The following is a 25,231-nucleotide window of genomic DNA, read 5'->3' on the forward strand; positions in this document are numbered from 1 at the left end:
AGGTCGCAACGGCGCGACTGGCCTTGACGTGCGAGAGGCCCGGAGAGCAAGGGGAACATCAGGTGACACAGCGCGTGCTCATCGCCGCGGACAAGTTCAAGGGGTCGCTGACGGCCGTGCAGGTCGCCGAGCGGGTGACGGCGGGACTGCGCCGGGTCGTACCGGAGGTGGAGGTCGAGGCGCTGCCGGTGGCCGACGGCGGCGACGGCACCGTCGACGCGGCGGTCGCGGCCGGTTTCGAGCGGCGGGAGGTGCGCGTCGCCGGGCCCCTCGGGCACGAGGTGACGGCCGCCTTCGCGCTGCGCGGCGAGACGGCCGTGGTGGAGATGGCCGAGGCGAGCGGGCTGCAGCGCCTGCCGGCGGGTGTCTTCGCGCCGCTCACCGCCTCTACGTACGGTTCCGGAGAGCTGCTGCGGGCGGCCTTGGACGCGGGTGCCCGCACCATCGTCTTCGGCGTCGGCGGCAGCGCCACGACCGACGGCGGTGCCGGGATGCTGTCCGCGCTGGGCGCGCGGTTCCTGGACGCGGACGGCGAGCCGGTTGCCCCGGGCGGCGGTGGCCTCGCCGAGCTGGCGCGTGCCGACCTCACCGGACTCGACCCGCGGCTCGCCTCCGTCGAACTGATCCTGGCCAGCGACGTCGACAACCCACTGACCGGCCCGAAGGGCGCCCCGGTCGTGTACGGCCCGCAGAAGGGCGCCTCCCCGGACGACGTGGAGATCCTGGACGCGGCCCTCGCCCACTTCGCGAAGGCGCTGGAGGAGCCGCTCGGCCCCGAGGCGGCCAAGTACGCGGCCTCCCCGGGCGCGGGCGCCGCGGGCGGCATCGGCTACGGCGCCCTGCTGCTCGGCGCCCGGTTCCGCCCCGGTATCGAGGTCATGCTGGAGGTGCTGGGCTTCGCGCCGGCGCTGCGGTGGGCCTCGCTGGTGATCACGGGCGAGGGCTCCCTGGACGAGCAGACCCTGCACGGCAAGGCCCCCGCGGGTGTCGCCGCGGCGGCCCGGGCGGCCGACAAGGAGGTCATCGCGGTGTGCGGACGCCTCGCACTGCCGCCGGAGGCGCTGGGCCGGGCGGGCATCCGGCGGGCGTATCCGCTCACCCAGGTGGAGCCGGACGTGGTGAAGTGCATCGCGGACGCGGGGCCGATCCTGGAGCGGGTGGCGGAGCAGATCGCGCGGGACTTCCTCACCTGAGGGTGCGCCCCCCGGCAACGCGAAGGGCCCCGAACCGATCCGGTTCGGGGCCCTTCACCGTCGTAGGACATCCGCTACGGCAGCTGTGCCGCCCTTGCCTCGCGGCGGTTGTCGCGGAAGTTGTTCACCCGGCGGGCCGTGGCGAACAGCGGGATCACCGCGCCGGTGACCAGCTGGAGCGCGCAGCCCGTCTGGAGGAGGAGCTGGCCGCTGGGGGCGTCGAAGGCCCAGGCGGCCAGGAGGCCCATGGACACGACGATCCAGGACAGCATGGCCACCGCGAGGCGGCCCCGCGGCTTCGGGTACTCCACGCGGCTGACCATCAGCCAGGCGGTGCCCACGATGGCGAGGAGCGTCGCCACGAAGGGAAGCTCCAGCAGGACGATCGAGACGACCGTCAGGGCGCCGAAGGGCGAGGGCATCCCCTGGAACATGCCGTTCGGGACCGTCACGCAGGAGAAGCGCGCGAGACGGAGCACGACCGCCAGGAGCACCACGATCGCCCCCACCGCGGCCACTCTCTGGTGCGCGTCGTCCGCGACCATGCCGTAGACGAGGACGAAGTACGCCGGCGCCAGACCGAAGCTGATCAGGTCCGAGAGGTTGTCCAGCTCCGCGCCCATGGGGGAGGAGCGCAGCTTGCGCGCGACCAGGCCGTCGAAGAGGTCGAAGACCGCCGCGCACAGCATCAGGATGACCGCGGTCGCCGCGCTGTGGCGGGCCATGCCGGTCTCCTGGTCACCCGTGAGGTGCGGGATCAGGATGCCCGTGGTGGTGAAGTACACCGCCATGAAGCCGCACGTCGCGTTGCCCAGGGTGAGGGTGTCCGCTATCGAGAGGCGGAGAGAAAGAGGCATCTCCTCCTCTTCGTCGACCTCGTCGGCCTCGGGCACCCAGCCCGCCTGGGTATCAGGATCAATCACGGTCAATGCGAGTCACCCCAGCCACGGTCTTCTGACCGACCTCGACCGCGACCTCCACGCCCTCGGGCAGGTAGATGTCGACGCGCGAGCCGAAGCGGATCAGACCGATGCGGTCGCCCTGCTCGACCTTCGTGCCCCGCGGGATGTAGGGGACGATGCGACGGGCCACCGCGCCGGCGATCTGGATCATCTCGATGTCGCCGAGTTCGGTGTCGAAGTGCCAGACTACGCGCTCGTTGTTCTCGCTCTCCTTGTTGAACGCCGGAACGAAGCCACCGGGGATGTGCTCGACCGACGTCACCTCACCCGAGAGGGGCGCGCGGTTGACGTGGACGTTGAGCGGGCTCATGAAGATCGCGACGCGGGTGCGGCCGTCCTTCCACGGCATGATGCTCTGCACCACACCGTCGGCGGGCGAGATGACCCTGCCCTGGGCGATCTCGCGCTCGGGGTCGCGGAAGAACCACAGCATGCCCGCCGCGAGCGCGGTGGCGGGCACGGCCACGGCCCTGGCGGCGCCGGAGCGGCGCGCACGGGCCAGGCTGAGGGCTGCGGTGGCGACGGTCGGGAGGAGCCACGGCGATGCTCCGCGCGCGAGGCGTACGCCGGCCCGGCTGTCGCGAGGTGCAGAGGTTTGGCTGTGGGGCATGGATGACCTTCGTAGCGGATGATGCCGCGCTGTAACGGGGGACGGCGGCTTTCCGGGGATCGTACCGGTCGACGGCCACAACTGGGCAAGCCAGGAAGCCGAGTCGGCGTCCGAAGAGTGTCTACGGGGTGTGACCTTCTTCTCCAAGAAAACACCCCGTATCCGGACATCTAGCCCTGGAATCGATACTCTTCGAGCAGCCTGCGACCGATGATCATTTTTTGGATCTCGGCGGTACCTTCACCGATGAGGAGCATCGGTGCCTCACGGTAGAGACGCTCGATCTCGTACTCCTTGGAGAAGCCGTAACCACCGTGGATCCGGAAGGCGTCCTCCACGACCTCCTTGCAGTACTCGGAGGCGAGGTACTTCGCCATGCCGGCCTCAAGGTCGTTTCGTTCCCCGGAGTCCTTTTTGCGTGCGGCGTTGACCATCATCGCATGAGCGGCCTCGACCTTGGTAGCCATCTCCGCCAGCTTGAACTGGATGGCCTGGTGCTGGGCGATCGCCTTGCCGAAAGTATGACGCTGCTGGGCGTACTGGACGCCGAGTTCGAAGGCGCGCTGGGCGACACCGCAGCCGCGGGCCGCCACATTGACGCGTCCCACCTCGACGCCGTCCATCATTTGGTAAAAACCTCGGCCCGTTTCGCCGCCGAGTACCCGGTTGGCCGGAATCCGCAGGCCGTCCATGATCAGCTCGGTGGTGTCGACGCCCTTGTAGCCCATCTTGTCGATCTTCCCGGGGATGGTGAGGCCGGGGCGGACCTCTCCGAAACCGGGCTCCTTCTCCACCAGGAAGGTCGTCATCGACTTGTGGGGCGCGGTGCCCTCGGGGTGTCCTTCATCACTTCGGACGAGTACGGCGACCAGACTTGACGTGCCACCGTTCGTCAGCCACATCTTCTGGCCGTTCAGGACGTATTCGTCACCGTCCCTGACCGCCTTGGAGGTGATCGCGGACACGTCGGAGCCCAGGCCCGGCTCCGACATCGAGAAGGCACCCCGGATGTCGCCGGCCGCCATGCGCGGCAGGAAGTGGTCCTTCTGCTCCTGCGTGCCGTGCTGCTTGAGCATGTACGCCACGATGAAGTGGGTGTTGATGATGCCGGAGACCGACATCCAGCCACGGGCGATCTCCTCCACGCACAGGGCGTAGGTGAGCAGCGACTCGCCCAGGCCCCCGTACTCCTCGGGGATCATCAGGCCGAACAGGCCCAACTCCTTGAGGCCGTCGACGATCGCCTGCGGGTACTCGTCGCGGTGCTCCAGCTCGGTCGCGACCGGGATGATCTCCTTGTCCACGAAGTCGCGGACCGTGGAGAGGATTTCCTGCTGGATGTCGGTCAGACCGGCGGTCTGGGCGAGGCGCGCCATGGTGCTCAGCCCTCCTGAAGTTCCGGGCGCCCGGGCTGCTCGCCGCCGCGCTCCTTGATGTACGTCTCGGTCGGCACCATCACCTTGCGGCGGAAGACACAGACCAGCGTGCCGTCCTGCTTGTAGCCCTTGGTCTCGACGTAGACGATCCCGCGGTCGTTCTTCGACTTGGAGGGCCACTTGTCGAGCACGGTCGTCTGGCCGTAGATCGTGTCGCCGTGGAAGGTCGGCGCCACGTGCTTGAGCGACTCGATCTCCAGGTTGGCGATCGCCTTGCCGGAGATGTCCGGCACGCTCATGCCGAGCAGCAGGGAGTAGATGTAGTTGCCGACGACGACGTTCTTGCCGAAGTCCGTCGTCTTCTCGGCGTAGTTGGTGTCCATGTGGAGCGGGTGGTGGTTCATGGTGAGGAGACAGAACAGATGGTCGTCGTACTCCGTGACCGTCTTGCCCGGCCAGTGCTTGTACGTCGCCCCGACCTCGAACTCCTCGTAGGTGCGTCCGAACTGCATCGCGCTCAGCCCTCCGGGATCTCGAACTTCGACGTGCGCTGCATACCGGCCGCCCGTCCCTTGCCGGAGATGACCAGCGCCATCTTGCGGCTGGCCTCGTCGATCATCTCGTCGCCGAGCATCGCCGAGCCCTTCTTGCCGCCCGCCTCGGAGGTGTAGTAGTCGTACGCGTCCAGGATCAGCTCGGCGTGGTCGTAGTCCTCCTGGGAGGGCGAGAAGATCTCGTTGGACGCCTCGACCTGGCCCGGGTGCAGCACCCACTTGCCGTCGAAGCCGAGCGCGGCGGCGCGCCGCGCGACCTCGCGGTAGCCGTCGATGTTGCGGATCTGGAGGTAGGGGCCGTCGATCGCCTGGAGGTTGTTGGCGCGGGCGGCCATCAGGATCTTCATCAGGATGTAGTGGTAGGCGTCCGCCGGGTAGCCGGGCGGCTGCTCGCCCACGACCAGCGACTTCATGTTGATCGACGCCATGAAGTCGGCCGGGCCGAAGATGATCGTCTCGACGCGCTGGGAGGCCGTCGCGATCTCGTTGACGTTGTTCAGGCCCTGCGCGTTCTCGATCTGCGCCTCGATGCCGATCTTTCCGACCTCGAAGCCCATCGTCTTCTCGATCTGCGTCAGCAGCAGGTCCAGGGCGACGACCTGCTGGGCCGTCTGGACCTTCGGCAGCATGATGCAGTCGAGGTTGTGGCCGGCGCCCTCGACCACGGTCACGACATCGCGGTACGTCCACTCGGTCGTCCAGTCGTTGACGCGCACGACCCTCGTCTTGCCGGTCCAGTCGCCCTCGTTGAGGAACTTGACGATGGTGTGCCGCGCCTCGGGCTTGGCGAGCGGCGCGCACGCGTCCTCCAGGTCGAGGAAGACCTGGTCGGCCGGGAGGCCCTGCGCCTTCTCCAGGAAGCGGGGGTTGCTTCCGGGGACCGCGAGGCAGGAGCGCCGCGGACGCAGACGGTTGACGGGCGTGGTCATACGGGGACCTCCAGGGGGTCGAGCTTGTTCGCTTTCCGGATCTCGTCGACGATGCGGCCGATGATCCCGGTGATGTCGAAGTCCTTCGGGGTGAAGACCGCGGCCACGCCCGCAGCCCTGAGCTGTTCGGCGTCACCATGGGGGATGATCCCACCGGCGATGACGGGTATATCTGTGGCACCGGCCACACGGAGCCGTTCCAGGACGTCCGGCACCAGCTGGGCGTGCGAGCCGGAGAGGATCGACAGGCCGACCGCGTGCACGTCCTCGGCGAGGGCCGCGTCCACGATCTGCTCCGGCGTCAGACGGATGCCCTGGTAGACCACCTCGAAGCCGGCGTCGCGGGCCCGCACGGCGATCTGCTCGGCGCCGTTGGAGTGCCCGTCCAGGCCCGGCTTGCCGACCAGGAAGCGGAGCTTGCCGACGCCGAGGTCACGGGCGGTGGCGTCCACGGTGCGACGCACCTCACTCAGCGCCGAGCCCTCCGCGGCGGCGATGGCCACCGGTGCGGACGACACTCCCGTGGGCGCCCGGAACTCCCCGAACACCTCACGCAGGGCCCCGGCCCACTCGCCGGTCGTGACCCCGGCCCGGGCGCACTCCAGGGTGGCCTCCATGAGGTTGTCGGTGCCCTTGGCGGCCTCCTTCAGCCGCTCCAGCGCCTTGCACGGGCGGGGGTGGTTGAAGGGCGGTTGGTACCGGGTGTCGCGCCAGTGTTGCAGGGACGCGACGACGCGGGCCTCGACGGCCGGATCGACCGTCTGGATCGCCGTGTCGAGGTCGGCGGTGAGCGGGTTGGGCTCGGTCGTCTCGAAGATGTTGACGCCGACGATCTTCTCCTGGCCGGACTCGATACGCGCCCGCCGCTCGGCGTGGGAGGAGACGAGCTGCGACTTGAGGTAGCCGGACTCCACGGCGGCCATCGCGCCGCCCATCTCCTGGATCCGCTCGATCTCGGCGAGCGACTCCTCGACGAGCCCGCTGACCTTCGCCTCGATGACGTGCGAGCCCTCGAAGATGTCCGCGTACTCCAGCAGGTCGCTCTCGTAGGCGAGCACCTGCTGCATCCGCAGCGACCACTGCTGGTCCCAGGGGCGGGGCAGGCCGAGGGCCTCGTTCCAGGCGGGAAGCTGCACGGCACGCGCGCGTGCGTCCTTCGACAGCGTCACGGCCAGCATCTCCAGCACGATCCGCTGGACGTTGTTCTCCGGCTGCGCCTCGGTCAGGCCCAGGGAGTTGACCTGGACGCCGTACCGGAAGCGGCGCTGCTTGGGGTTCTCGATGCCGTAGCGCTCGCGCGTGACCTTGTCCCAGATCCGCCCGAACGCCCGCATCTTGCACATCTCCTCGATGAAGCGGACACCCGCGTTCACGAAGAAGGAGATACGGGCCACGACGTCCCCGAACTTCTCGGTGGGGACCTGCCCCGAGTCGCGTACGGCATCGAGAACCGCGATCGCGGTGGACATCGCGTACGCGATCTCCTGGACCGGTGTGGCGCCCGCCTCCTGCAGGTGGTAGCTGCAGATGTTGATCGGGTTCCACTTCGGTATGTGGGAGACCGTGTACGCGATCATGTCCGTCGTCAGCCGGAGTGAGGGCCCCGGCGGGAAGACATGGGTTCCCCGCGACAGGTATTCCTTGACGATGTCGTTCTGGGTCGTGCCCTGGAGCCGGGTGATGTCCGCACCCTGCTCCTCGGCGACGACCTGGTAGAGCGCCAGCAGCCACATGGCGGTGGCGTTGATCGTCATCGAGGTGTTCATCTGCTCCAGGGGGATGTCCTGGAACAGCCGGCGCATGTCACCGAGGTGCGCCACCGGCACACCGACCCGCCCGACCTCGCCGCGGGCGAGGATGTGGTCGGAGTCGTAGCCGGTCTGGGTCGGCAGGTCGAACGCGACCGACAGACCGGTCTGGCCCTTGGCGAGGTTGCGCCGGTACAGCTCGTTGGACGCCTCGGCCGTGGAGTGGCCGGCGTACGTGCGCATGAGCCACGGCCGGTCCTTCTCCCGCACGCCTTCGGCGGGCTGACGCTCAGTCATCATTGACCCCGGGTGTCTCAGATGTTGCGGAAGCGGTTGATGGCGTCGATGTGCTGGGCGCGCATCTCCTCGTCGCGCACGCCGAGGCCCTCCTCGGGGGCGAGGCACAGCACGCCGACCTTGCCCTGGTGGAGGTTGCGGTGCACGTCGTACGCGGCCTGGCCGGTCTCCTCCAGGGAGTACGTCCTGGACAGGGTCGGGTGGATCTTGCCCTTCGCGATGAGCCGGTTGGCCTCCCAGGCCTCGCGGTAGTTGGCGAAGTGCGAGCCGATGATCCGCTTCAGGGACATCCACAGGTAGCGGTTGTCGTACTCGTGCATATAGCCCGAGGTGGAGGCGCAGGTGGTGATGGTGCCGCCCTTGCGGGTGACGAAGACACTCGCGCCGAAGGTCTCGCGGCCGGGGTGCTCGAAGACGATGTCGATGTCCTCGCCGCCGGTCAGCTCGCGGATGCGCTTGCCGAAGCGCTTCCACTCCTTGGGGTCCTGGGTCTGCTCGTCCTTCCAGAACCTGTAGCCCTCGGCGTTGCGGTCGATGATCGCGTCGGCGCCCATCGAGCGGCAGATGTCCGCCTTCTGCTCGCTGGAGACGACACAGATCGGGTTGGCGCCGCCGGCGAGCGCGAACTGGGTGGCGTAGGAGCCGAGTCCGCCGCTCGCGCCCCAGATCAGGACGTTGTCGCCCTGCTTCATGGCGGCGCCGTTGCGGGAGACCAGCTGCCGGTAGGCGGTCGAGTTCACGAGCCCGGGAGCGGCGGCCTCCTCCCAGCTCAGATGGCCCGGCTTCGGCATCAGCTGGTTGGACTTGACGAGCGCGATCTCGGCGAGGCCGCCGAAGTTGGTCTCGAAGCCCCAGATCCGCTGCTCGGGGTCGAGCATGGTGTCGTTGTGGCCGTCGCTGGACTCCAGCTCGACCGACAGACAGTGCGCGACGACCTCGTCACCGGGCTTCCAGGCGTTGACGCCCGGGCCGGTGCGCAGGACGACGCCCGCGAGGTCGGAGCCGATGATGTGGTACGGCAGGTCGTGCCGCTTGGCCAGCTCGTTGGTGCGCCCGTAGCGCTCCAGGAAGCCGAAGGTGGACAGCGGCTCGAAGATCGAGGTCCACACCGAGTTGTAGTTGACACTCGATGCCATGACGGCGACCAGGGCCTCGCCCGGGCCGAGTTCCGGCAGCGGGACGTCGTCCAGGTGGATCGACTTGCGCGGGTCCTTGTCGCGGGTCTCCAGCCCCGCGAACATCTCCGTCTCGTCCTTGTGCACGGTGATCGCGCGATATGACTCGGGGAGCGGCAGAGCGGCGAAGTCGGCCGGTGTCGAGTCGGTCGACTGGATCGCGTCCAGGATGTCCTTCACGGTCACGGTGTTGCCTCCGGCGATGCGCACCCTGAGGGAGGGGTGCTGAGGGTTACGTCGGTGTGCTGCTGGGAGTTCGGGAAGTGCCGTCGGTTCGGCGGGTGATGCTGTCGGCAGCGCTTTGTGGCGCGGGAGGTTGCCTGTGACGCAGGCGTTCGGGCGCGCAGGCGGTGGGCCTGCCGGGACAGCCCGGACACCATCAACGTATGACACCGCGTGTCAGGTGACAAGGCACTGAGTGCCAGAGATTGCTCTCAGGTGAAATCTTTACGTAACAAATGAGCGATGATCGATCGAACGTCCAGGGAAATCTGCTCAAAAACCGACGACGACATGCCAAAACGGCCACCCCGGGGGGTGGCCGTCATCACAGGGGCGGTCAGCCGCTCAGCGCTCCTTGAGCGCCTGCTCGATGGTCCGCATGACCTCGTCCAGAGGGGCGTCGGTACGGGCGACCGTGACCAGCACCTCACCATGGGCGGAGACCGTCGCGGGCGTGCCCGACGGCGTGGGCGGGGTCGGACGTCCCGCCCCGATGCCCGTCCCGAACGTCTTCTGCACGATCGCGAACGCGTGGTCGAGCTGCGCCTCCACGTCGCCCTGGCCGCCCGCCCGCAGCCAGCGTCTGAGGACGTGGTTGTGGGCGGTGACGACCGCGGACGCGGCGACCTCCGCCAGCAACGGGTCGTCGTTGGCGTCGTCGTCGTGCGCGTGCTCGTCGAAGTGGCCGAGGAGATAGCGGGTGAAGAGGCGCTCGTAGCGGGCCACCGACGCGATCTCCGCCTCGCGCAGGGTGGGCACCTCGCGTGTGAGCTTGTAGCGGGCGACCGAGATCTCCGGCCGGGCCGCGTACATCCGCATCACTTCCTTGATGCCCCGGCACACCGTGTCGAGCGGATGCTCGTGCGGGGGAGCCGCGTTGAGCACGGCCTCCGCGCGGATCAGCGTGTCGTCGTGATCGGGGAAGATCGCCTCTTCCTTGGAGCGGAAATGACGGAAGAAGGTGCGGCGCGCGACCCCGGCCGCGGCGGCGATCTCGTCGACGGTGGTCGCCTCGTACCCCTTGGTCGCGAACAGCTCCATCGCCGCGGCCGCCAGTTCTCGGCGCATCTTGAGCCGCTGGGCGGCGGCGCGACTGCCCGCGGCACTTTCCGGTGCGTCGGTCGTGGCTGGTGTACGTGAGGACCTGGCGGGCTGGGACATGACCCGAACGTACTGCATGTGCGCAGCTCGATGCGCGGGTACCGGGGTTCCCCCGCCCGAGGGGGGCGGGGGTGTGCCGGGCCCGGCGGACCCGGGGTGGCCGCCCGGGTCGAGCAGCCCACCCCAGTCCGTCCCGCCCGCGAACCAGTCGCCGGCGCCGTCAGCGGCGGGCATATTCGCGGAAGCCACGGCCCGTCTTCCGGCCGAGGCAGCCCGCGGCCACCAGGTGCTCCAGGAGCGGGGCGGGGGCCAGGCCCGGGTCGCGGAACTCGCGGTGCAGGACCTTCTCGATCGCGAGGGAGACATCGAGCCCGACCACGTCCAGCAGTTCGAACGGGCCCATCGGGTAGCCGCCGCCCAGCTTCATCGCCGCGTCGATGTCGTCGAGGGACGCGTAGTGCTCCTGCACCATCTTGATCGCGTTGTTGAGGTACGGGAAGAGCAGCGCGTTCACGATGAAGCCCGCCCGGTCTCCGCAGTCGACCGCGTGCTTCCTGATGCGGCCGCAGACCTCGCGGACCGTCGAGTGGACGTCCTCGGCGGTCAGCACCGTACGGACGACCTCGACCAGCCTCATCGCCGGCGCCGGGTTGAAGAAGTGCATGCCGATCACGTCCTGCGGACGCGAGGTGGCACGCGCGCAGGCGACGACCGGCAGCGAGGAGGTCGTGGTGGCCAGCACAGCGCCCGGCTTGCAGACCTTGTCCAGCGCCTGGAACAGCTGCCGCTTGACCTCCAGGTCCTCGGCGACCGCCTCGACCGCCAGATCGACGTCCGCGAAGGACTCGTAGGAGCCCGCCGCGGTGATCCGGTCCAGCGTCTGCGCGGCGGCCTCGGCGGTCATCCGCCCCTTGTCGACGGAGCGGGAGAGCGACTTGCCGATACGGGCCTTGGCGGTCTGCGCCTTCTCCTCGCTGCGGGCGGCCAGGACGACCTCGTAGCCGGCCTTGGCGAAGACCTCGGCGATGCCGGAGGCCATGGTGCCGGAGCCGGCGACACCGACGGAGCGGACCTCGCGGCCCGGGGTGAGGGCCGCGCCCTCCAGCGGTGTCAGCGCGTCCCGCACGACGGTCGCGCTGCCGGGGGCCCCGTAGGTGTAGAAGCCGCGGCCCGCCTTACGGCCCGTCAGGCCCGCCTCGCTGAGCTGCTTGAGGATCGGGGCGGGGGCGTGCAACCGGTCGTGGGACTCGGCGTACATGGCCTCCAGGACCGTACGGGCGGTGTCGACGCCGATCAGGTCGAGCAGCGCGAGCGGACCCATCGGCAGACCGCAGCCGAGCCGCATCGCCGCGTCGATGTCCTCGCGGGAGGCGTACTTGGCCTCGTACATCGCCGCGGCCTGGTTGAGGTAGCCGAACAGCAGTCCGTCGGCGACGAAGCCGGGCCGGTCGCCGACCGCGACGGGCTCCTTGCCGAGGTCGAGCGCCAGGTTGGTGACGGCCGTGACCGCGGTGGGCGCGGTCAGGACGGAGGAGACGACCTCGACCAGCCTCATGGCCGGCGCCGGGTTGAAGAAGTGCAGGCCGAGCACGCGCTCCGGACGGGCCGAGTCGGCGGCGAGACGGGTCACGGACAGGGCGTTGGTGCCGGTCGCCAGGATCGTCTCCGGGCGGACGATGCCGTCCAGTTCGCGGAAGATCTGGTGCTTGATCTCGTACGACTCCGGAGCCACCTCGATGACCAGGTCGGCGTCGGCCGCGGTGCCCAGGTCGGTGGAGACGCGGACGCGGCCGAGGACCTCGGCGCGCTCCTGCTCGGTGAGCCGGCCCTTCTCCACGGCGCGGGCGGTGGCGGCCTCCAGGGCGGCGAGGGACTTGGCGGCCGCCGCCTCGCTGATGTCGATGCCGACGACCTCGCGGCCGGCCTTGGCGAGGACCTCGGTGATACCGGTGCCCATGGTGCCGAGGCCGACGACGGCAATGGTCTTGAGCTGGGACAGAGGGGTGTCGGACAGGGGAGCGGCCATCGCGGGACTCCAGGAATGAGGGTGACGACTGGAAGTGCGCCCGAGTGCGCCGAAGGCGGCTCGCCCTGAGGCGGAGCCATGGCGCACCGGGTGCGTGAAGAAGTGCGGGTGTTGCCGGGCTGCGAGCGCACACGCCCGGTGCCGTCGCCGTGGGCGTGCACACGCCTGGAGCGAACGGTGGGAATCCGACCGGCCCTGTCCCGAGGCCGGGTCGTGCTGCGGTACCAGATGTACCGAACCGACTGCTTCTTCTCACGACGGCTGCGTCACCAGGCCGCCGTAAGCAGGGATGCGAGTGGGTGACTCGCTCTTGTGAGCTTAACCGGCGGGTAACGAGCGCGCCAGCCCCCGTGTTTGTGATGTACGTCCCGGCGGATCGCCGGCCCCTCTAGTCTCGGAGCCATGGACGAAGAGTTGCGATCACTCACGGAGCGTTTACGAGAGGAGTCGGGCTCGTCTCCCCTGTGCGAGCGGCTGGCGGCGACCGAGGACCTCGACGAACTGGCCGCGGTGCTCACCGAGCCGGGGCAGCCGCTGTGGGCCCGGGAACTGGTGGCGTTCCGGCTGGGGCTCGCGGGTGACCGGCGTGCCTTCGAGGCTCTGGTCCTCTTCCTCAACCATCGCGACCCGCAGCGCTGCGCCTGCGCCGCGTACGCCCTCGCCCGGCTCGGCGACCCCCGTACGGCCCGTGCGGCGGCCGCCCTCGCCACCAACGAACTCCGTGTCGCCTACGCCCTGCACCCGGTCCGGCTGCTGACCGAACTGCGCGCCCCCGAGTCCGTGCCGGCCCTGATCACCACCCTGGAGCGACGGCTGCGCCCGCACGACCCGTACCGCCGCGTGGCCCTCGCCTGTGTGGAGGGCCTCGGCAGCCTGGAGGACGCCCGCGCGAGGTCCGTACTGAACGAGGCCCTCGCGCATCCGGCGCTCGCGGAGGCGGCGGTGCGGGCGCTGGGGCGGATCCCCAGGCAGCGGTGACGGGGGGTCAGCCGGCGAGCTCCCTGACGTAGCGCACCTCCGGGACCTGCACGCCGTCCACCTCGAAGGGTTCCTCGGTGCCGTCGGGGCCGAAGCCGCCCGCCTCGTAGAAGCGGCGGGCGCGGGCGTTCTCCTTGAGGACCCAGAGGTACATACGGGGGTGACCGGCGGACGAGCAGCGCCGGACCGCCTCCTGGAGCAGGGTCCGTCCCACGCCCGTGCCGAAGTGGGCCGGGTCGAGGTAGAGCGCGTACAACTCGGCGTCCGCCGCCGGGGATCCGCCGCCCCGGTACGGCCCGTGGCAGACCCAGCCGACGACTCGCCCGCCCCGCTCCGCGACGAGGTTCACCACCCCGGGGTCACCCTGCCGGAAGCGCGTGCGGCGGCGCTCGGCGTCCTCCGCCACGCTCATCGCGTCCAGGTAGGACCGCGGGATGATCCCGCGGTACGCGGTCCGCCAGCCGCCGACACGGATCTCGGCCACGCGCTCGCAGTCGGCGAGGGTCATCTCGCGCACAAGGATGCGGTCGTCCATGCCCGCACCCTAGGCAGCGGCGGCTGGGACCCGCCGCCGATTTTCCGGCGACCGTCGGGGGCGGGAATCCGCGTCGGCTCACTCATGGGTCCATGGTGGACCACGGGTCCGACAACGCCCGCCCCCGACGGTCGACCGACCGGTCAGCCGCGGAAGCCCAGCATCCCGTGCAGGGTCGCGCCGCGGGAGGAGCCCGAGGACGTGGTCGCCGCCTTCGCGCCCAGCGGCTTGGGGTCGGGCAGCTTCGGGCAGACCGCGTCGATCTCGCCGTTGCCGCGCGGCACCGTGCCGTCGGACAGATAGTTCGCGAGGTACTTGTCCAGGCAGGTGTTCCCGCTCAGCGTGATGCCGTGGTTCCCGCCGCCCTCCTCGACGACGAAGCTCGAACCGGCCAGCAGACGGTGGACCGTGAGACCGCCGGTGTACGGGGTGGCCGCGTCGTTGGTCGCCTGGAACAGCAGCACCGGCGGCAGGTGGCCGTTGGCCACGTTCACCGGTCGCAGCGAGTCCGTCGGCCAGAACGCGCACGGCGCGTTGTACCAGGCGTTGTTCCAGGCCATGAACGGAGCCCTGTCGTACACCGCCCAGTTGTCCTTGCGCCACTGGTCCCAGTCCCGCGGCCAGGCGGCGTCACGGCACTGCACCGAGGTGTAGATGCTGTAGCCGTTGTCCCCGGACGCGTCGACCGCGGCGAAGTTCTCGTACGCCTCGACCAGCGGATCGGCGTTCCTGTGGTTGACGTAGGCCGCGAACGCCTCGGCGAGGTAGGGCCAGTAGCCGTTGTAGTAGCCGCCCGGGATGAAGGTGTCCTCCAGTTCGGAGGCGCCCACCTTGCCGCCCGCCGGCTTCTTGGCCAGGGCCTTGCGCATGGCGTACCACTTGGCCTCGATCTTCTCCGGATCGGTGCCCAGCCGGTACGTCGAGTCGTACTTGGCGATCCAGGACATCAGCGCCCGGTGCCGGTCGTTGAACGCGTAGTCCTGCCCGAGGTTGTCGTCGTACCAGACCCCGGTCGGGTCGACGATCGAGTCCAGGACGAGGCGCTTGACCCGGTGCGGGAACAGCTTGGCGTAGACCGCGCCCAGATAGGTGCCGTACGAGTAGCCGAAGTAACTGGTTTTCCGCCGGCCCGTGGCCGCGCGGATCGAGTCCATGTCCTGCACGGCCTGGATGGTGTTGATGTACGGCAGCACGCCCGCGTACTTCTTGCCGCAGGCGTCGGCGAAGGACTTGGCGCGGGCCAGGTTGGCCTTCTCGAGGGCCGGAGTGCCGGGCACGGAGTCCGGGCGCACCGGGTTGAAGTAGCCCGGCTTGCAGTCGAGGGCGGGCTTGCTCCTGCCGACCCCGCGCGGGTCGAAGCCGATGACGTCGTACTGCGCGGCGACCGCCTTGGGCAGCGAGGACGCGACGAACCCGGCGAGGGTGAGACCGCTGCCGCCGGGGCCGCCGGGGTTGACCAGCAGCGGGCCCTGGCTCTTCGGCGCGGTGTGCGGCACGCGTGAGAGGGCGAGCGTGATCTGCTTCCCGTACGGACGCCGGTGGTCGAGCGGCACCTTGAGGGAGGCGCACTGGAGCGTCGGATAGTCGGTCGTGCCGCACTTCTTCCAGGTGAGCTTCGCCGCGTGAGCGGTTTCCGCGCCGTTCGGGGCGCTCGCGTCGGCGGGGACGGCCGTGACGGTCCCGGCCATGACGACGGCGGCGCCGCACAGCACCGCTGCGCGTTTTCTCATGGAGTCCTCCCAGGACGGAGGGGATGCGGACCGCGAGTCTCACGGTCCGAACCGCATCGTCCCGGAAAGCAGGCCCGGAAGAACTCGTTCTGGTGATACTTGACCCGATCGGATCGAGCAATGCGCTCGAACGATCTCAAATCAACGTGAGTTGGGTCGGTTCGGACACGGCCGGCTCGACCGGCTCGGGCGGCGCGATCCGCCGGGGCATCCCCGCGCGCGCGGGGCCGATCCCGTACTCCCGGGCCAGCTCGTGGACCTGACGGGTGATCCGGCGCTGGTACCACTTCGGGGCGTAGGCGCCGTCCGCGTACAGGCGCTCGTAGCGCCGCACCAGGTGCGGGTGACGCCGGGTCAGCCAGGCCGTGTACCACTCGCGGGCGCCCGGGCGCAGATGCAGCACCAGGGGAGTGACGGAGGTGGCGCCGGCGGCCGCGATGGCGCGCACCGTGGCCCGCAGCTGGTTCGGGTGGTCGCTCAGGAACGGCAGCACCGGGGCCATCAGGACCCCGCAGCCGATGCCGTGCCCGTCGAGCGCCCGCACGACGTCCAGGCGGCGCTCCGGCGCGGGAGTGCCGGGCTCCACGGTGTGCCACAGCTCGGGGTCGGTGAAGCCCACCGAGACCGAGATGCCGACGTCCGTCACCTCGGACGCCTGCACCAGCAGATCCAGGTCGCGCAGGATCAGCGTGCCCTTCGTCAGGATCGAGAAGGGGTTGGCGTGGTCGCGCAGGGCGGACAGGATGCCCGGCATCAGCCGGTAGCGGCCCTCGGCCCGCTGGTAGCAGTCGACGTTGGTGCCCATCGCTATGTGCTCGCCCTGCCAGCGCCGTGAGCCGAGCTGGCGGCGCAGCAGCTCCGGGGCGTTCACCTTGACCACGATCTGCGAGTCGAAGTCGAGCCCCGCGTCGAGGTCCAGATAGGTGTGCGTCTTGCGGGCGAAGCAATACACGCACGCGTGCGAGCACCCGCGGTACGGGTTGACCGTCCACTCGAAGGGCATCCGCGAGGCGCCCGGCACCCGGTTGGTGATCGACCGGGCCCGCACCTCGTGGAAGGTGATCCCCCTGAACTCGGGTGTGTCGAACTGCCTGCTGACCACGGCGTCCGCGCCGAACAGCGCGGCGTCGGCCGCCCGGCTGTGACCGCCGGACTCCACTGTGAGGTTCTCCCAGCGCATGACGCCTCCTCGGTACCGCTGTCCCCAGAGTGAAACACGTGTTCGAATTTCTGTGCAAGGGCGGTTTCTGATCGCTTCGGACCCCTCGGGGCGCCCTCGGGGCACCCCGATTTGGGCGGCCGTGGGCGGGGGTGGTTGGCTTGCCCCAACCCCGAGAGAGCAAGTCCTGGAGGAAACCGATGGCGCAGGTCGAGGCCACTACGGAGCGGGTCGTCGCGGCGGACGCGGAGGACGTGTTCGACGCCCTCGCCGACTACAGCGGCACGCGCGCGAAGTTGCTGCCCGAGCACTTCAGCGAGTACGAGGTGCGCGAGGGCGGCGACGGCGAGGGCACCCTCGTCCACTGGAAGCTCCAGGCCACCAGCAAGCGCGTGCGCGACTGCCTCCTGGAGGTCAGCGAGCCCACCGAGGGACAGCTCGTCGAGAAGGACCGCAACTCCTCCATGGTGACCACCTGGACGGTCACCCCGGCCGGCGAGGGCAAATCCCGCGTCGTGGTCAGCACCGTCTGGAACGGCGCGGGCGGCATCGGCGGCTTCTTCGAGAAGACCTTCGCGCCCAAGGGTCTCGGCCGGATCTACGACGTGGTGCTGGTCAAGCTGGCCGCCGAGGTCGAGAAGTAAGTTCCGGACGCCAGGGGGGGCGTTGCCTCCCGACGGGCCTTCTCACCGGTTCGAGTGGATCTCCGTCCGACACGCCGGAACGCCGTAACTCGTCGCGCTTGCCCGTAGTTGTCGATTTGGGCCGTTTTCCAGCCGGAATTCGGCGCGGCAGCGCGACGAGGGGAGCGGTACGTGGGCGGGACCACTTTGGCGCACGAGGAAGCGGCGCCCCCGAGGTCCGCCGCCCCCGCACCGGCCGCGGCGGTCGAACTGGGCCCGCGCCGGGTGCGGTTGGTCTTCCTCGGTCTGATGCTGGCGCTGCTGCTCGCCGCGCTGGAGCAGATGATCGTCGCCACCGCGCTCCCGAAGATCGTCGGCGAACTGCACGGCCTGGACAGGATGTCCTGGGCGATCACCGCCTACCTCCTCACGGCCACCGTGGGGCTGCCGGTCTACGGCAAGCTCGGTGATCTCCTCGGCCGCAAGGGCGTCTTCCAGTTCGCCATCGTCGTCTTCGTGATCGGCGCCGGGCTCGCCGGCCGGGCCGGGTCAATGGACCAGCTGATCGCCTTCCGCGCCGTCCAGGGCGTCGGCGCGGGCGGGCTCATGATCGGCGTCCAGGCGATCATCGCGGACATCGTGCCGCCCCGGCGGCGCGGTCGCTTCATGGGGCTGATCGGCGCCGCCTTCGGTCTCGCCTCCGTCGCGGGCCCCCTGCTCGGCGGCTACTTCACGGACCACCTCTCCTGGAGGTGGTGCTTCTACTTCAACGTCCCCTTCGGCCTCGTCACCCTGGCCGTCGTCAGCGTCGTACTGAAGCTGCCGAAGCCGCGCGCCAAGCCCCGGCTCGACATTCCGGGGGCCCTGCTGCTGGCCGCCGCTTCCACCTGCCTCGTGCTGCTGACCAGTTGGGGCGGGACCGAGTACGCCTGGGACTCGCGGGTGATCCTCGGCCTGGGAGCGGGAGCGGCGGTCGCGACCGCGCTGTTCGTGGTCGCGGAGCGCTTCGCCGCCGAACCCCTCATCCCGCTGCGGCTGTTCAGGGACTCCGTCTTCGACGTCACCGCACTGGTCGGCCTGGTGATCGGTGTGGCGCTGTTCGGCGCGGCCAGCTATCTGCCGACCTTCCTGCAGATGGTCGACGGGGCGAGCGCCACCGAGTCCGGGCTGCTGATGCTGCCCATGATGGGCGGGATCGTCGGCGCCTCGATCGTCTGCGGACAGCTCATCAGCCACACCGGCCGCTACAAGATCTACCCGGTGCTCGGCTGTGCCGTCTCCGTGCTCGGCATGTGGCTGCTGTCCCGGCTCCAGGTGGACACGCCCCGCCCGCAGTACAGCCTCTGGATGGCGGTCCTCGGCGCCGGTATCGGCATGGTCATGCCCGTCCTCGTCCTCGCCGTGCAGAACTCCGTGCGCCCGGCCGACCTCGGGACCGCCACCAGCGCCAACAACTACTTCCGCCAGATCGGCGGCAGCGTCGGCGCCGCGATCTTCGGGACGCTGTTCGCCCACCGGCTCGCCGACGCCCTCGGAAAACGCCTCCCCACGCGCGCGGGTGAGCGGCTGCCCGACCCGCGGTCCCTCACCCCGCAACTCGTCCGCACGCTGCCCCCGGCCCTCAGGGACCACTACATCCGGGCCTACGCCGACGCCATGCCCCGGATCTTCCTGTACCTCGTGCCGGTGCTCGCCCTGGGCCTGCTCATCGCCTTCTTCCTCAAGGAGAAACCGCTGGTGTCCCACCCCGCCGCCGACACGGAGCCCGCACCCGCCGACGTACCGATTCCCCAGGCCCGCGCCCAGTCCCCGTCCGTGACGACCGCCGTCCCGGTCCGCTCGCCGCACACCCCCGACGTCCCCGTCCGCGGCACGGTGCAGCACCCCGACGGGACCGCCGTGGCCCATGCGGCGCTCACCCTCATCGACGGGGCGGGACAGCAGGTCGGACGGGGCGCGAGCGGCGAGGACGGACGGTACGCCCTGTCCACGCCCGGCTCGGGGGCGTATGTGCTCATCGGCGCCGCGGGCGGACACCAGCCGCAGGCCGTCACCGTCACCGTCGGCGACCGGCCCGTGGAGCTCGACATCGTCCTCGGCGGCGCGGGGACGCTCACCGGGCAGGTGCGCACCGCGGACGGCACCCCGGTGCGGGACGCCGCCGTCACCCTCACCGACGCGCACGGCGAGGTCGTCGCCACCACCCGCAGCGGGCACGAGGGTGGCTACACCATCACCGAACTGGTCGCCGGCGAGTACACCCTCGCCGTCAGCGCTACCGCGTACCGCCCGGCGGCGCTGCCCGTCAGCGTCCGGGCCGCCCGTGAGACCCGCCAGGACGTCGAACTGGCGGGCGGCGCCGTGCTGCGCGGCACCGTGCGCGCGGGCGGCGGCAGGCCCGTCGAGGACGCGCGCGTGACGCTGCTCGACGCGGCGGGCAACGTCGTGGACACCCTCACCACCAAACTCGACGGAACGTTCCGGTTCGTCGATCTGTCCTCCGGCGAGTACACCGTCATCGCGGCGGGTTACCCGCCGGTCGCCACCGTGCTGCGACTGGCCGGCGGCGGGCGCACCGAGCGCGACCTGCGGCTGGGGCACGAGGACTGACCGGCCTCCGGCGCACGCCCCCGCGCGCGAGGGCCCGGCAACGGCAGCAATTCGCGCATTGCCGCACATCACCACCGGGCGGAGCCGTACGGTGGAGTAGCCGGCACAGATCTTGCCAAGCCGTGGGGAGAGAGGGCCTGGGCCATGGAAAGTGGCGCTGACCGTGGCACCGAGAGGGACACACCTCCCAGCCGCGCAGCAGGGAACGGCGCGGTGAGCGGGCAGACCGCGGCCGGCCGCGTCCCCCTGGCCGTGGTCGTCGTCGACCGAGGCGGCCTGGTGTCCCACTGGAGCACCGGCGCACGACGCCTGTTCGGAGTGGCCAAGGACGAGGCGATCGGCCGCGCGGCCGTCGACCTGCTGCCCGTCTCCGGCGCGCTCCCCGACGAGGACGACATCCCGCCCTACGGGACGTACCCGGACTACGACGGCCTCGGCCCCGACCTCGAATCGTCCCTCGGCGGGAGGCTCTCCTACCCGGCCGCGGGCCGCGCCCGCCTCACCGTCCCCGAGCGACGCGAGACCGAGGCCCCCTCCTCGTCCGAGGCTCCTTCGTCCGAGGCTCCCTCGTCCGAGGAGCGGGGGAGCGATCGCGTCGACGTGCTGTGGTGGGCGTACCCCCTGGTGGGCCCGGGCCACGAGCGGCTGCTCGTGCTCGCCGCCGACACCGCGGGACTGCGCCAGGACGAGGCCGACGGTGTCGAGGGCGATGTGGCGTTCGAGCGGATCGCGCCCGGCTTCGCGCTGCACACCGACTTCCCCGGCGCGGCGGAGCTGGCCCGCAGGCTGCCCGAGATCCTGCCCAGCATGAGCGTCGACGAGAGCGCCCGGATCGTCGCCCAGGTCCTCGAACTGGGCTACCCGGTGCTGGAGTTCAGCCAGAACGACCGGGTGCCCGTCACCCCCGACTGGGGCGTGCCCCGCCGGGCCGAGCGCCGGGCCCGCCGGGAGCGTGCCGCCCGGGCCGCCGCCGAAGGGCTGCCGGTGCCGCGGGAACTCACCGACGAGGGCGAGGACCTGGAGTACGCGGCCGTCCGCGAGCACCTGGAGTTCCTCAACGAGGTCAGCGGCCGCATCGGCACCTCCCTCGACCTGGCGACCACCATCATCGAGGTCAGCCGGGCGGTCGTGCCGCGCTTCACGGACGTCGCCGGCACCTATCTGCGTGAACAGGTCGTCGCCGGCGAGGGGTTCCCCGACGGCGTACCCGACACCACCACGATGTGGCACCGGGTCGCCGTCGAGCACACCGACGAGCCGGGCCGCTGGGACGACGTCGTGCCGGTCGGCGAGGCCATGCCGTTCCCGGCGCACACGCCGTTCTTCCAGTGCATGACCACCGGCGAGCCCGTGCTGGTGCCGCGCATCAGCGAGGAGCTGGGCCATGCCATCGCCTCCCAGTTCGAGAAGCGCGACATCCGGCCCCTGATCACCCATCGCTCCATGCTGGTCGTACCGCTCAAGGCGCGCAACGTCGTCCTGGGCTTCATGATCCTGCTGCGCCACCCCGAGCGGCCCGTCTTCAACGACATGGACCGCGTCACCGGCGCCGAACTCGCCGCCCGCGCGGGCCTCGTGCTGGACAACGCCCGCATGTACACCTATCAGGAGAGCGTCGCCGAGACCCTCCAGGACAGCATGCTGCCGCACATCCCGCCGCGCATGGCGGGCTGTGACATCGCCACCCGCTACCTGCCCGGCACCCTGCTGGGACGCGTGGGCGGCGACTGGTTCGACTCGGTCAAGCTGCCCGGCGCCCGCACCGCCCTGGTCGTCGGCGACGTCATGGGCCACGGCCTCAACTCGGCGGCCATGATGGGCCAGTTGCGTACGGCCGTGCAGACCATGGCCGCCCTGGACCTGCCGCCCGCCCAGCTCCTGCGCAAACTCGACGACCTCGCGCAGCGGCTCGGCGACTCCTACCTCGCGACCTGTCTGTACGCGGTCTACGACCCGATCGCCGGCGAACTGCACATCGCCAACGCCGGCCACATCCCGCCCGTCCTGGTCCGTGCCGGGAACGGTCGCAGCGAGCTGCTCGACCTGCCGACCGGCGCGCCGATCGGCGTCGGCGGAGTGGCGTTCGAGGCGGTACGCGTGCGTGTGGAGCCCGGCGACCGGATCGTCATGTGCACCGACGGACTGGTCGAGGTGCGCGGCGAGGACATCGGGGTGGGCCTGGCGACGCTCAGCGAGTCCGCGGCCCACCCGGCCGCCTCGATGGACGACGCCTGCGACGCCATCATCCGCGCCCTCAACACACGCGGCGGCCGCAAGGACGACGTCGCCCTGCTGATGGCCCGGCTCAACGGCATCGACGCGGACGACGTCGCCGAGTGGCGGCTGAGTCTCGATCCCGCCGAGGTCCCCCGTGCGCGTGCGGTGGTCAGCGAGCAGCTGCACGACTGGGGGCTCGCGAAACTCGCCGACCACGCCGAGCTGTTGGTGAGCGAGCTGGTCACCAATGCCGTACGGCACTCCCACAGCCGCCCGGTCGAGCTGCGTCTCATCCGCGGCGACACCCTGCTGTGCGAGGTGGACGACGACGACCACGAGCTGCCGACGCTGCTCAGCGCCCGCCCCACCGACGAGTCCGGGCGCGGACTGCGGGTGGTGAGCACCCTCGCGCGTGAGTGGGGCACGAGCCGTACGAAGGCCGGAAAGACCGTCTGGTTCGAGCTGACGCTGCCCCGGCGCTGACGCCCCATCAGCCGCTGCCGCCCCACAGGGCGCGTGCGGCGCGCGAGGGGCGTAGGCATATCGAAAGCGGGGTGAAGGAATGCGCCACGCGCTTGTAGCCGCGACTCGGGCACGATAAACCGTACTGGCCCGTCAACTTGGGCGGGTTCGCGGCACACCCTGGGGAGTTGGCCATGAGCGTGACGAGTCGGTACCGGGAGGCCTGGGAGGGCTTCTGGCGCGAGGCTCCGGAGGAGAAGGGGGCCGTGTTCTGGGACGCGGAACCGGCCCTGACCGTCGGTCTCCACCTCGCCCTCTTCGAACCGCACCTCACCGACTCCGGTCTGGCGATGGTGGACCTCGGCTGCGGCAACGGCACCCAGACGCGCTTCCTCGCCGAGCGCTTCCCGCATGTCGTCGGCGCGGATCTGTCCGCGGCCGCTGTGGAGCACGCCCGGCACGCGGATCCGGCGGGACAGGCCTCCTACCGGGTGGTCGACGCCGTGGAGAAGGGTGAGACGGAGACGCTGCACGCCGAACTCGGTGACGCCAACGTCTATATGCGCGGGGTCCTCCACCAGGCCGAACCCGACGACCGCCAGCCCATGGTGGACGGCGTCGCCGCGCTCCTCGGCGAGCGGGGCCGGGCCTTCCTGGTGGAGCTCTCCGAGGCCGCCAAGCCTCTTCTGCTGGGCCTGGCACAGAGTCCCTCCGGGCCGCCGCCCAAGCTGGCACCGATCTTCCGGCACGGCATAGCGCCCGGCGAGGTGGCCGACGACGCGGTGCCAGAGTATCTGCGAGCGGCCGGTCTGACCGTTCTCGCCGGTGGCGAACTCCCGCTCGTCACCACGGAGTTCGCACCCGACGGCACCCGGATAGAGCTGCCGTCGAGATGGCTGGTGGCGGGGCGCACGAACTGAGGGGCCGCCGGGGGTGTGGGGACGGTCCCGTCTGCGGATGTGGGCGCGGTCGCCGATGCGTGAGGTGAAGGCGGGGTGCGCCCGCTTCGACGTCCCCACCACCGCGGCCCGGTTCGGCAACCGCCTGTACCTGGTCAACGCCCGCTTCACCAGCCCGCAGACACCTCGGACGGCGTTCAGCGCGGTCGCCGTCTCACTCTGACAGGCCCGCGACCACCTTCTCGTAGCCGACGAGCCGCACACAGGTGGCGACGCCGGCGACGATCTGCTCAGATCCCGGTGGTGCTTTCCTCCGATATTCCGCTGTTCCGCCGTGCCCGAGGTCAGGCTGTGGAGGTCAGGTCGTGGTGAATGCGGCGAAGGCCCTGTCCAGCAGCGCCACCAGGTCCTCTTGGCCGTCCGAGGCCAGCCAGTGGTCGAGGGCGACGTTCAGACAGTCGAGGGCGGCGGCGGCTCGGACCGACTGGGCGAGCGTCGGCTCCGGGGCGCCGGAGCGCTCGGCCAGGGCCCGCGACAGGGCCGGGCGCCAGGTGTACTGCTTCTCCAGGTGCCGGGCGCACAGCGCGGGGGTGTCCCGGACCAGCCGGGTCGTCTCCAGGGAACCGGCCGGGTCCTCGTGGTACCGCTCGATGACCGCGTCCAGGGCGCGCCGCAGCGCCGGCCACTCGGCCTCGTCGGCCGGGCGGGCGCGCAGCGCGTCGGCGACGCGCCGGTCATGCCCGTCGAAGGCGCCCAGGACCGCGTCCTCCTTGGTGCCGAAGTAGCGCAGGAAGGTACTGCGCGAGACGCCCGCGGCGGCCGCGAGGTCGTCCACGGTGACCTTGTCGAAGCCCTTGCGGCGGAACAACTCGAAGGCCACCTGGGCGAGTTCGGCCCGAACGGCGGCCCGGGCGATGTCCCTCGTGTTCGTACGTGCTGCTCCAGTCACCCGCCGATCCTATCTCCCGCGTCGGCCGCTGTTGCAGTGTCGATACTCAGTGGCTACTGTGACACTCGGTTTCACATACGGCGCGGAGGTGCACCAGTGGTGAGGGCATACAGAACATCCAGGACACCCGGGACTCTCGGGATCATCGGCAGCGGCATGATCGGCAGTACGCTCGCCCGGCTGGCGGTGGCCGCCGGGCTGGACGTGGTCGTGGCCAACTCGCGCGGCCCCGAGACCCTCGCCGACCTGGTCGCGGAGCTCGGCGCCCGGGCCCGCGCCGCCACCGCGGCCGAGGCGGCGCGCGCCGGTGACATCGTCGTGGCCACCGTCCCGCTCCGGGCCTACGACCGGCTGCCCGTGGAGGCACTGGCCGGCAGGACCGTGATCGACACGATGAACTACTACTCGGACCGCGACGGCGCCATCGCCGAACTGGACGCCGGGGAGCTGACCTCCAGCGCGCTGGTGCAGCGGCACCTGGCCGGCGCGAAGGTGGTCAAGGCGTTCAACAACATCGACTTCCGCCGTCTGCTCACCAGCGCCCGGCCGGCCGGTGACGCCGACCGCAGCGCGCTGCCGGTCGCGGGCGACGACGCGGCGGCCAAGGCCGAGGTGACCGCGCTGCTGGACACCCTCGGCTATGACGCCGTGGACCTCGGCGCCCTCGCCGACAGCTGGCGCAGCCAGCCGGGCACGCCGGTCTACGTGGAGCCGTACATGGGGAAGCGGCCGGAGGGGCTGAGCCAGGAGGAGGCCTCACGCTGGTTCTTCGAGACACCGGGGGTGCCGGTCCCGGCGGCCCGGGTGAAGGAACTGGCCGCCGAGGCGACCCGCGTCACCAAGTGACCGACCGGCATACCCGCCACCCCCCCCGAG

At 70.5% G+C, this 25,231-nt stretch carries 20 protein-coding genes and 1 pseudogene; 8 read left to right on the forward strand and 13 right to left on the reverse strand.

What is annotated here, in order from left to right:
* Positions 1-74 precede the first annotated feature (74 nt).
* Positions 75-1,193 carry a glycerate kinase gene (locus ABZT17_RS03120; protein WP_356343056.1) on the forward strand — a complete coding sequence of 373 codons (1,119 nt, stop codon included), beginning with the start codon at positions 75-77 and terminating at the stop codon, positions 1,191-1,193.
* Positions 1,194-1,267: 74 nt separating this feature from the next.
* Here the strand turns inward: ABZT17_RS03120 and pssA are convergent, their stop codons facing one another.
* The 9 genes from pssA to ABZT17_RS03165 form a co-directional block, all read right to left on the reverse strand.
* Positions 1,268-2,086, reverse strand: coding sequence for a CDP-diacylglycerol--serine O-phosphatidyltransferase (gene pssA, locus ABZT17_RS03125; RefSeq protein WP_356343058.1), 819 nt, complete (start codon positions 2,084-2,086; stop codon positions 1,268-1,270).
* A 22-nt stretch (positions 2,087-2,108) separates the two neighbouring features.
* Positions 2,109-2,765 (reverse strand): phosphatidylserine decarboxylase, encoded by a 657-nt coding sequence (locus tag ABZT17_RS03130; protein ID WP_356342974.1) that lies wholly within the window; start codon positions 2,763-2,765, stop codon positions 2,109-2,111.
* A 170-nt stretch (positions 2,766-2,935) separates the two neighbouring features.
* A complete protein-coding gene (locus tag ABZT17_RS03135) occupies positions 2,936-4,141 on the reverse strand; it encodes an acyl-CoA dehydrogenase family protein (protein WP_356342976.1) in 1,206 nt (401 codons plus the stop codon).
* 5 nt (positions 4,142-4,146) lie between these two features.
* Positions 4,147-4,653, reverse strand: coding sequence for a MaoC family dehydratase (locus ABZT17_RS03140; RefSeq protein WP_059195327.1), 507 nt, complete (start codon positions 4,651-4,653; stop codon positions 4,147-4,149).
* 5 nt (positions 4,654-4,658) lie between these two features.
* Positions 4,659-5,624 (reverse strand): CoA ester lyase, encoded by a 966-nt coding sequence (locus ABZT17_RS03145; RefSeq protein WP_356342979.1) that lies wholly within the window; start codon positions 5,622-5,624, stop codon positions 4,659-4,661.
* The gene (locus tag ABZT17_RS03150) at positions 5,621-7,669 is read right to left on the reverse strand and encodes a protein meaA (RefSeq protein ID WP_356342982.1); all 2,049 of its coding nucleotides are present in this window, start codon (positions 7,667-7,669) and stop codon (positions 5,621-5,623) included. Before ABZT17_RS03150 ends, ABZT17_RS03145 begins: the two co-directional genes overlap by 4 nt.
* A 17-nt stretch (positions 7,670-7,686) precedes the next feature.
* Entirely contained in the window at positions 7,687-9,030 is a 1,344-nt protein-coding gene (ccrA, locus tag ABZT17_RS03155; protein WP_356342984.1) for a crotonyl-CoA carboxylase/reductase, read from the reverse strand.
* Positions 9,031-9,411: 381 nt separating this feature from the next.
* Positions 9,412-10,227 (reverse strand): TetR family transcriptional regulator, encoded by an 816-nt coding sequence (locus ABZT17_RS03160; RefSeq protein ID WP_356342986.1) that lies wholly within the window; start codon positions 10,225-10,227, stop codon positions 9,412-9,414.
* 160 nt (positions 10,228-10,387) lie between these two features.
* Positions 10,388-12,193 carry a 3-hydroxybutyryl-CoA dehydrogenase gene (locus ABZT17_RS03165; RefSeq protein ID WP_356342988.1) on the reverse strand — a complete coding sequence of 602 codons (1,806 nt, stop codon included), beginning with the start codon at positions 12,191-12,193 and terminating at the stop codon, positions 10,388-10,390.
* 402 nt (positions 12,194-12,595) lie between these two features.
* Here ABZT17_RS03165 and ABZT17_RS03170 point away from each other — a divergent pair, with 402 nt between their 5' ends.
* Positions 12,596-13,171, forward strand: coding sequence for an adenylosuccinate lyase (locus ABZT17_RS03170; protein WP_356342990.1), 576 nt, complete (start codon positions 12,596-12,598; stop codon positions 13,169-13,171).
* Between the two features lie 7 nt (positions 13,172-13,178).
* On the opposite strand, the gene ABZT17_RS03175 is transcribed toward ABZT17_RS03170, so the two are convergent.
* The 3 genes from ABZT17_RS03175 to ABZT17_RS03185 form a co-directional block, all read right to left on the reverse strand.
* Positions 13,179-13,706, reverse strand: a complete 528-nt coding sequence (locus ABZT17_RS03175) for a GNAT family N-acetyltransferase (RefSeq protein WP_356342993.1) — start codon at positions 13,704-13,706, stop codon at positions 13,179-13,181.
* Between the two features lie 143 nt (positions 13,707-13,849).
* Positions 13,850-15,436 (reverse strand): alpha/beta hydrolase, encoded by a 1,587-nt coding sequence (locus ABZT17_RS03180; RefSeq protein WP_356342995.1) that lies wholly within the window; start codon positions 15,434-15,436, stop codon positions 13,850-13,852.
* A gap of 136 nt (positions 15,437-15,572) precedes the next feature.
* Complete coding sequence (locus ABZT17_RS03185; protein ID WP_356342999.1) at positions 15,573-16,616, reverse strand: Rv2578c family radical SAM protein; 1,044 nt, start codon at positions 16,614-16,616, stop codon at positions 15,573-15,575.
* A 179-nt stretch (positions 16,617-16,795) separates the two neighbouring features.
* On the opposite strand from ABZT17_RS03185, the gene ABZT17_RS03190 reads away from it, so the two are divergent.
* From ABZT17_RS03190 to ABZT17_RS03210, 5 genes and pseudogenes are all read left to right on the forward strand, one after another.
* The gene (locus ABZT17_RS03190; protein WP_356343002.1) at positions 16,796-17,239 is read left to right on the forward strand and encodes an SRPBCC family protein; all 444 of its coding nucleotides are present in this window, start codon (positions 16,796-16,798) and stop codon (positions 17,237-17,239) included.
* Between the two features lie 171 nt (positions 17,240-17,410).
* Complete coding sequence (locus ABZT17_RS03195; RefSeq protein WP_356343005.1) at positions 17,411-19,828, forward strand: DHA2 family efflux MFS transporter permease subunit; 2,418 nt, start codon at positions 17,411-17,413, stop codon at positions 19,826-19,828.
* A gap of 144 nt (positions 19,829-19,972) precedes the next feature.
* Positions 19,973-22,528 (forward strand): SpoIIE family protein phosphatase, encoded by a 2,556-nt coding sequence (locus ABZT17_RS03200; protein WP_356343008.1) that lies wholly within the window; start codon positions 19,973-19,975, stop codon positions 22,526-22,528.
* A gap of 173 nt (positions 22,529-22,701) precedes the next feature.
* A complete protein-coding gene (locus tag ABZT17_RS03205) occupies positions 22,702-23,427 on the forward strand; it encodes a class I SAM-dependent methyltransferase (protein ID WP_356343011.1) in 726 nt (241 codons plus the stop codon).
* Between the two features lie 82 nt (positions 23,428-23,509).
* Positions 23,510-23,629: pseudogene (locus ABZT17_RS03210) on the forward strand (superoxide dismutase); the annotation flags it as partial.
* A gap of 135 nt (positions 23,630-23,764) precedes the next feature.
* Here ABZT17_RS03210 and ABZT17_RS03215 read toward each other — a convergent pair.
* The gene (locus ABZT17_RS03215) at positions 23,765-24,355 is read right to left on the reverse strand and encodes a TetR family transcriptional regulator (protein ID WP_356343013.1); all 591 of its coding nucleotides are present in this window, start codon (positions 24,353-24,355) and stop codon (positions 23,765-23,767) included.
* A 99-nt stretch (positions 24,356-24,454) separates the two neighbouring features.
* On the opposite strand from ABZT17_RS03215, the gene ABZT17_RS03220 reads away from it, so the two are divergent.
* Positions 24,455-25,201 (forward strand): NAD(P)-binding domain-containing protein, encoded by a 747-nt coding sequence (locus tag ABZT17_RS03220; protein ID WP_356343016.1) that lies wholly within the window; start codon positions 24,455-24,457, stop codon positions 25,199-25,201.
* The last annotated feature ends 30 nt before the right edge of the window (positions 25,202-25,231 follow it).

Source organism: Streptomyces sp. NPDC005648, from assembly GCF_040605395.1.
Classification (GTDB): domain Bacteria; phylum Actinomycetota; class Actinomycetes; order Streptomycetales; family Streptomycetaceae; genus Streptomyces.

Bases quoted from the DNA above. Each gene is read 5' to 3' on its own strand.
- ABZT17_RS03180 (WP_356342995.1), bottom strand. From the start codon at position 15,436: ATGAGAAAACGCGCAGCGGTGCTGTGCGGCGCCGCCGTCGTCATGGCC.
- ABZT17_RS03130 (WP_356342974.1), bottom strand. From the start codon at position 2,765: ATGCCCCACAGCCAAACCTCTGCACCTCGCGACAGCCGGGCCGGCGTA.
- ABZT17_RS03160 (WP_356342986.1), bottom strand. From the start codon at position 10,227: ATGTCCCAGCCCGCCAGGTCCTCACGTACACCAGCCACGACCGACGCA.
- ABZT17_RS03185 (WP_356342999.1), bottom strand. From the start codon at position 16,616: ATGCGCTGGGAGAACCTCACAGTGGAGTCCGGCGGTCACAGCCGGGCG.
- ABZT17_RS03200 (WP_356343008.1), top strand. From the start codon at position 19,973: ATGGAAAGTGGCGCTGACCGTGGCACCGAGAGGGACACACCTCCCAGC.
- ABZT17_RS03190 (WP_356343002.1), top strand. From the start codon at position 16,796: ATGGCGCAGGTCGAGGCCACTACGGAGCGGGTCGTCGCGGCGGACGCG.
- ABZT17_RS03135 (WP_356342976.1), bottom strand. From the start codon at position 4,141: ATGGCGCGCCTCGCCCAGACCGCCGGTCTGACCGACATCCAGCAGGAA.
- ABZT17_RS03150 (WP_356342982.1), bottom strand. From the start codon at position 7,669: ATGACTGAGCGTCAGCCCGCCGAAGGCGTGCGGGAGAAGGACCGGCCG.
- ABZT17_RS03170 (WP_356342990.1), top strand. From the start codon at position 12,596: ATGGACGAAGAGTTGCGATCACTCACGGAGCGTTTACGAGAGGAGTCG.
- ABZT17_RS03165 (WP_356342988.1), bottom strand. From the start codon at position 12,193: ATGGCCGCTCCCCTGTCCGACACCCCTCTGTCCCAGCTCAAGACCATT.
- ABZT17_RS03140 (WP_059195327.1), bottom strand. From the start codon at position 4,653: ATGCAGTTCGGACGCACCTACGAGGAGTTCGAGGTCGGGGCGACGTAC.
- ABZT17_RS03145 (WP_356342979.1), bottom strand. From the start codon at position 5,624: ATGACCACGCCCGTCAACCGTCTGCGTCCGCGGCGCTCCTGCCTCGCG.
- ABZT17_RS03205 (WP_356343011.1), top strand. From the start codon at position 22,702: ATGAGCGTGACGAGTCGGTACCGGGAGGCCTGGGAGGGCTTCTGGCGC.
- ABZT17_RS03175 (WP_356342993.1), bottom strand. From the start codon at position 13,706: ATGGACGACCGCATCCTTGTGCGCGAGATGACCCTCGCCGACTGCGAG.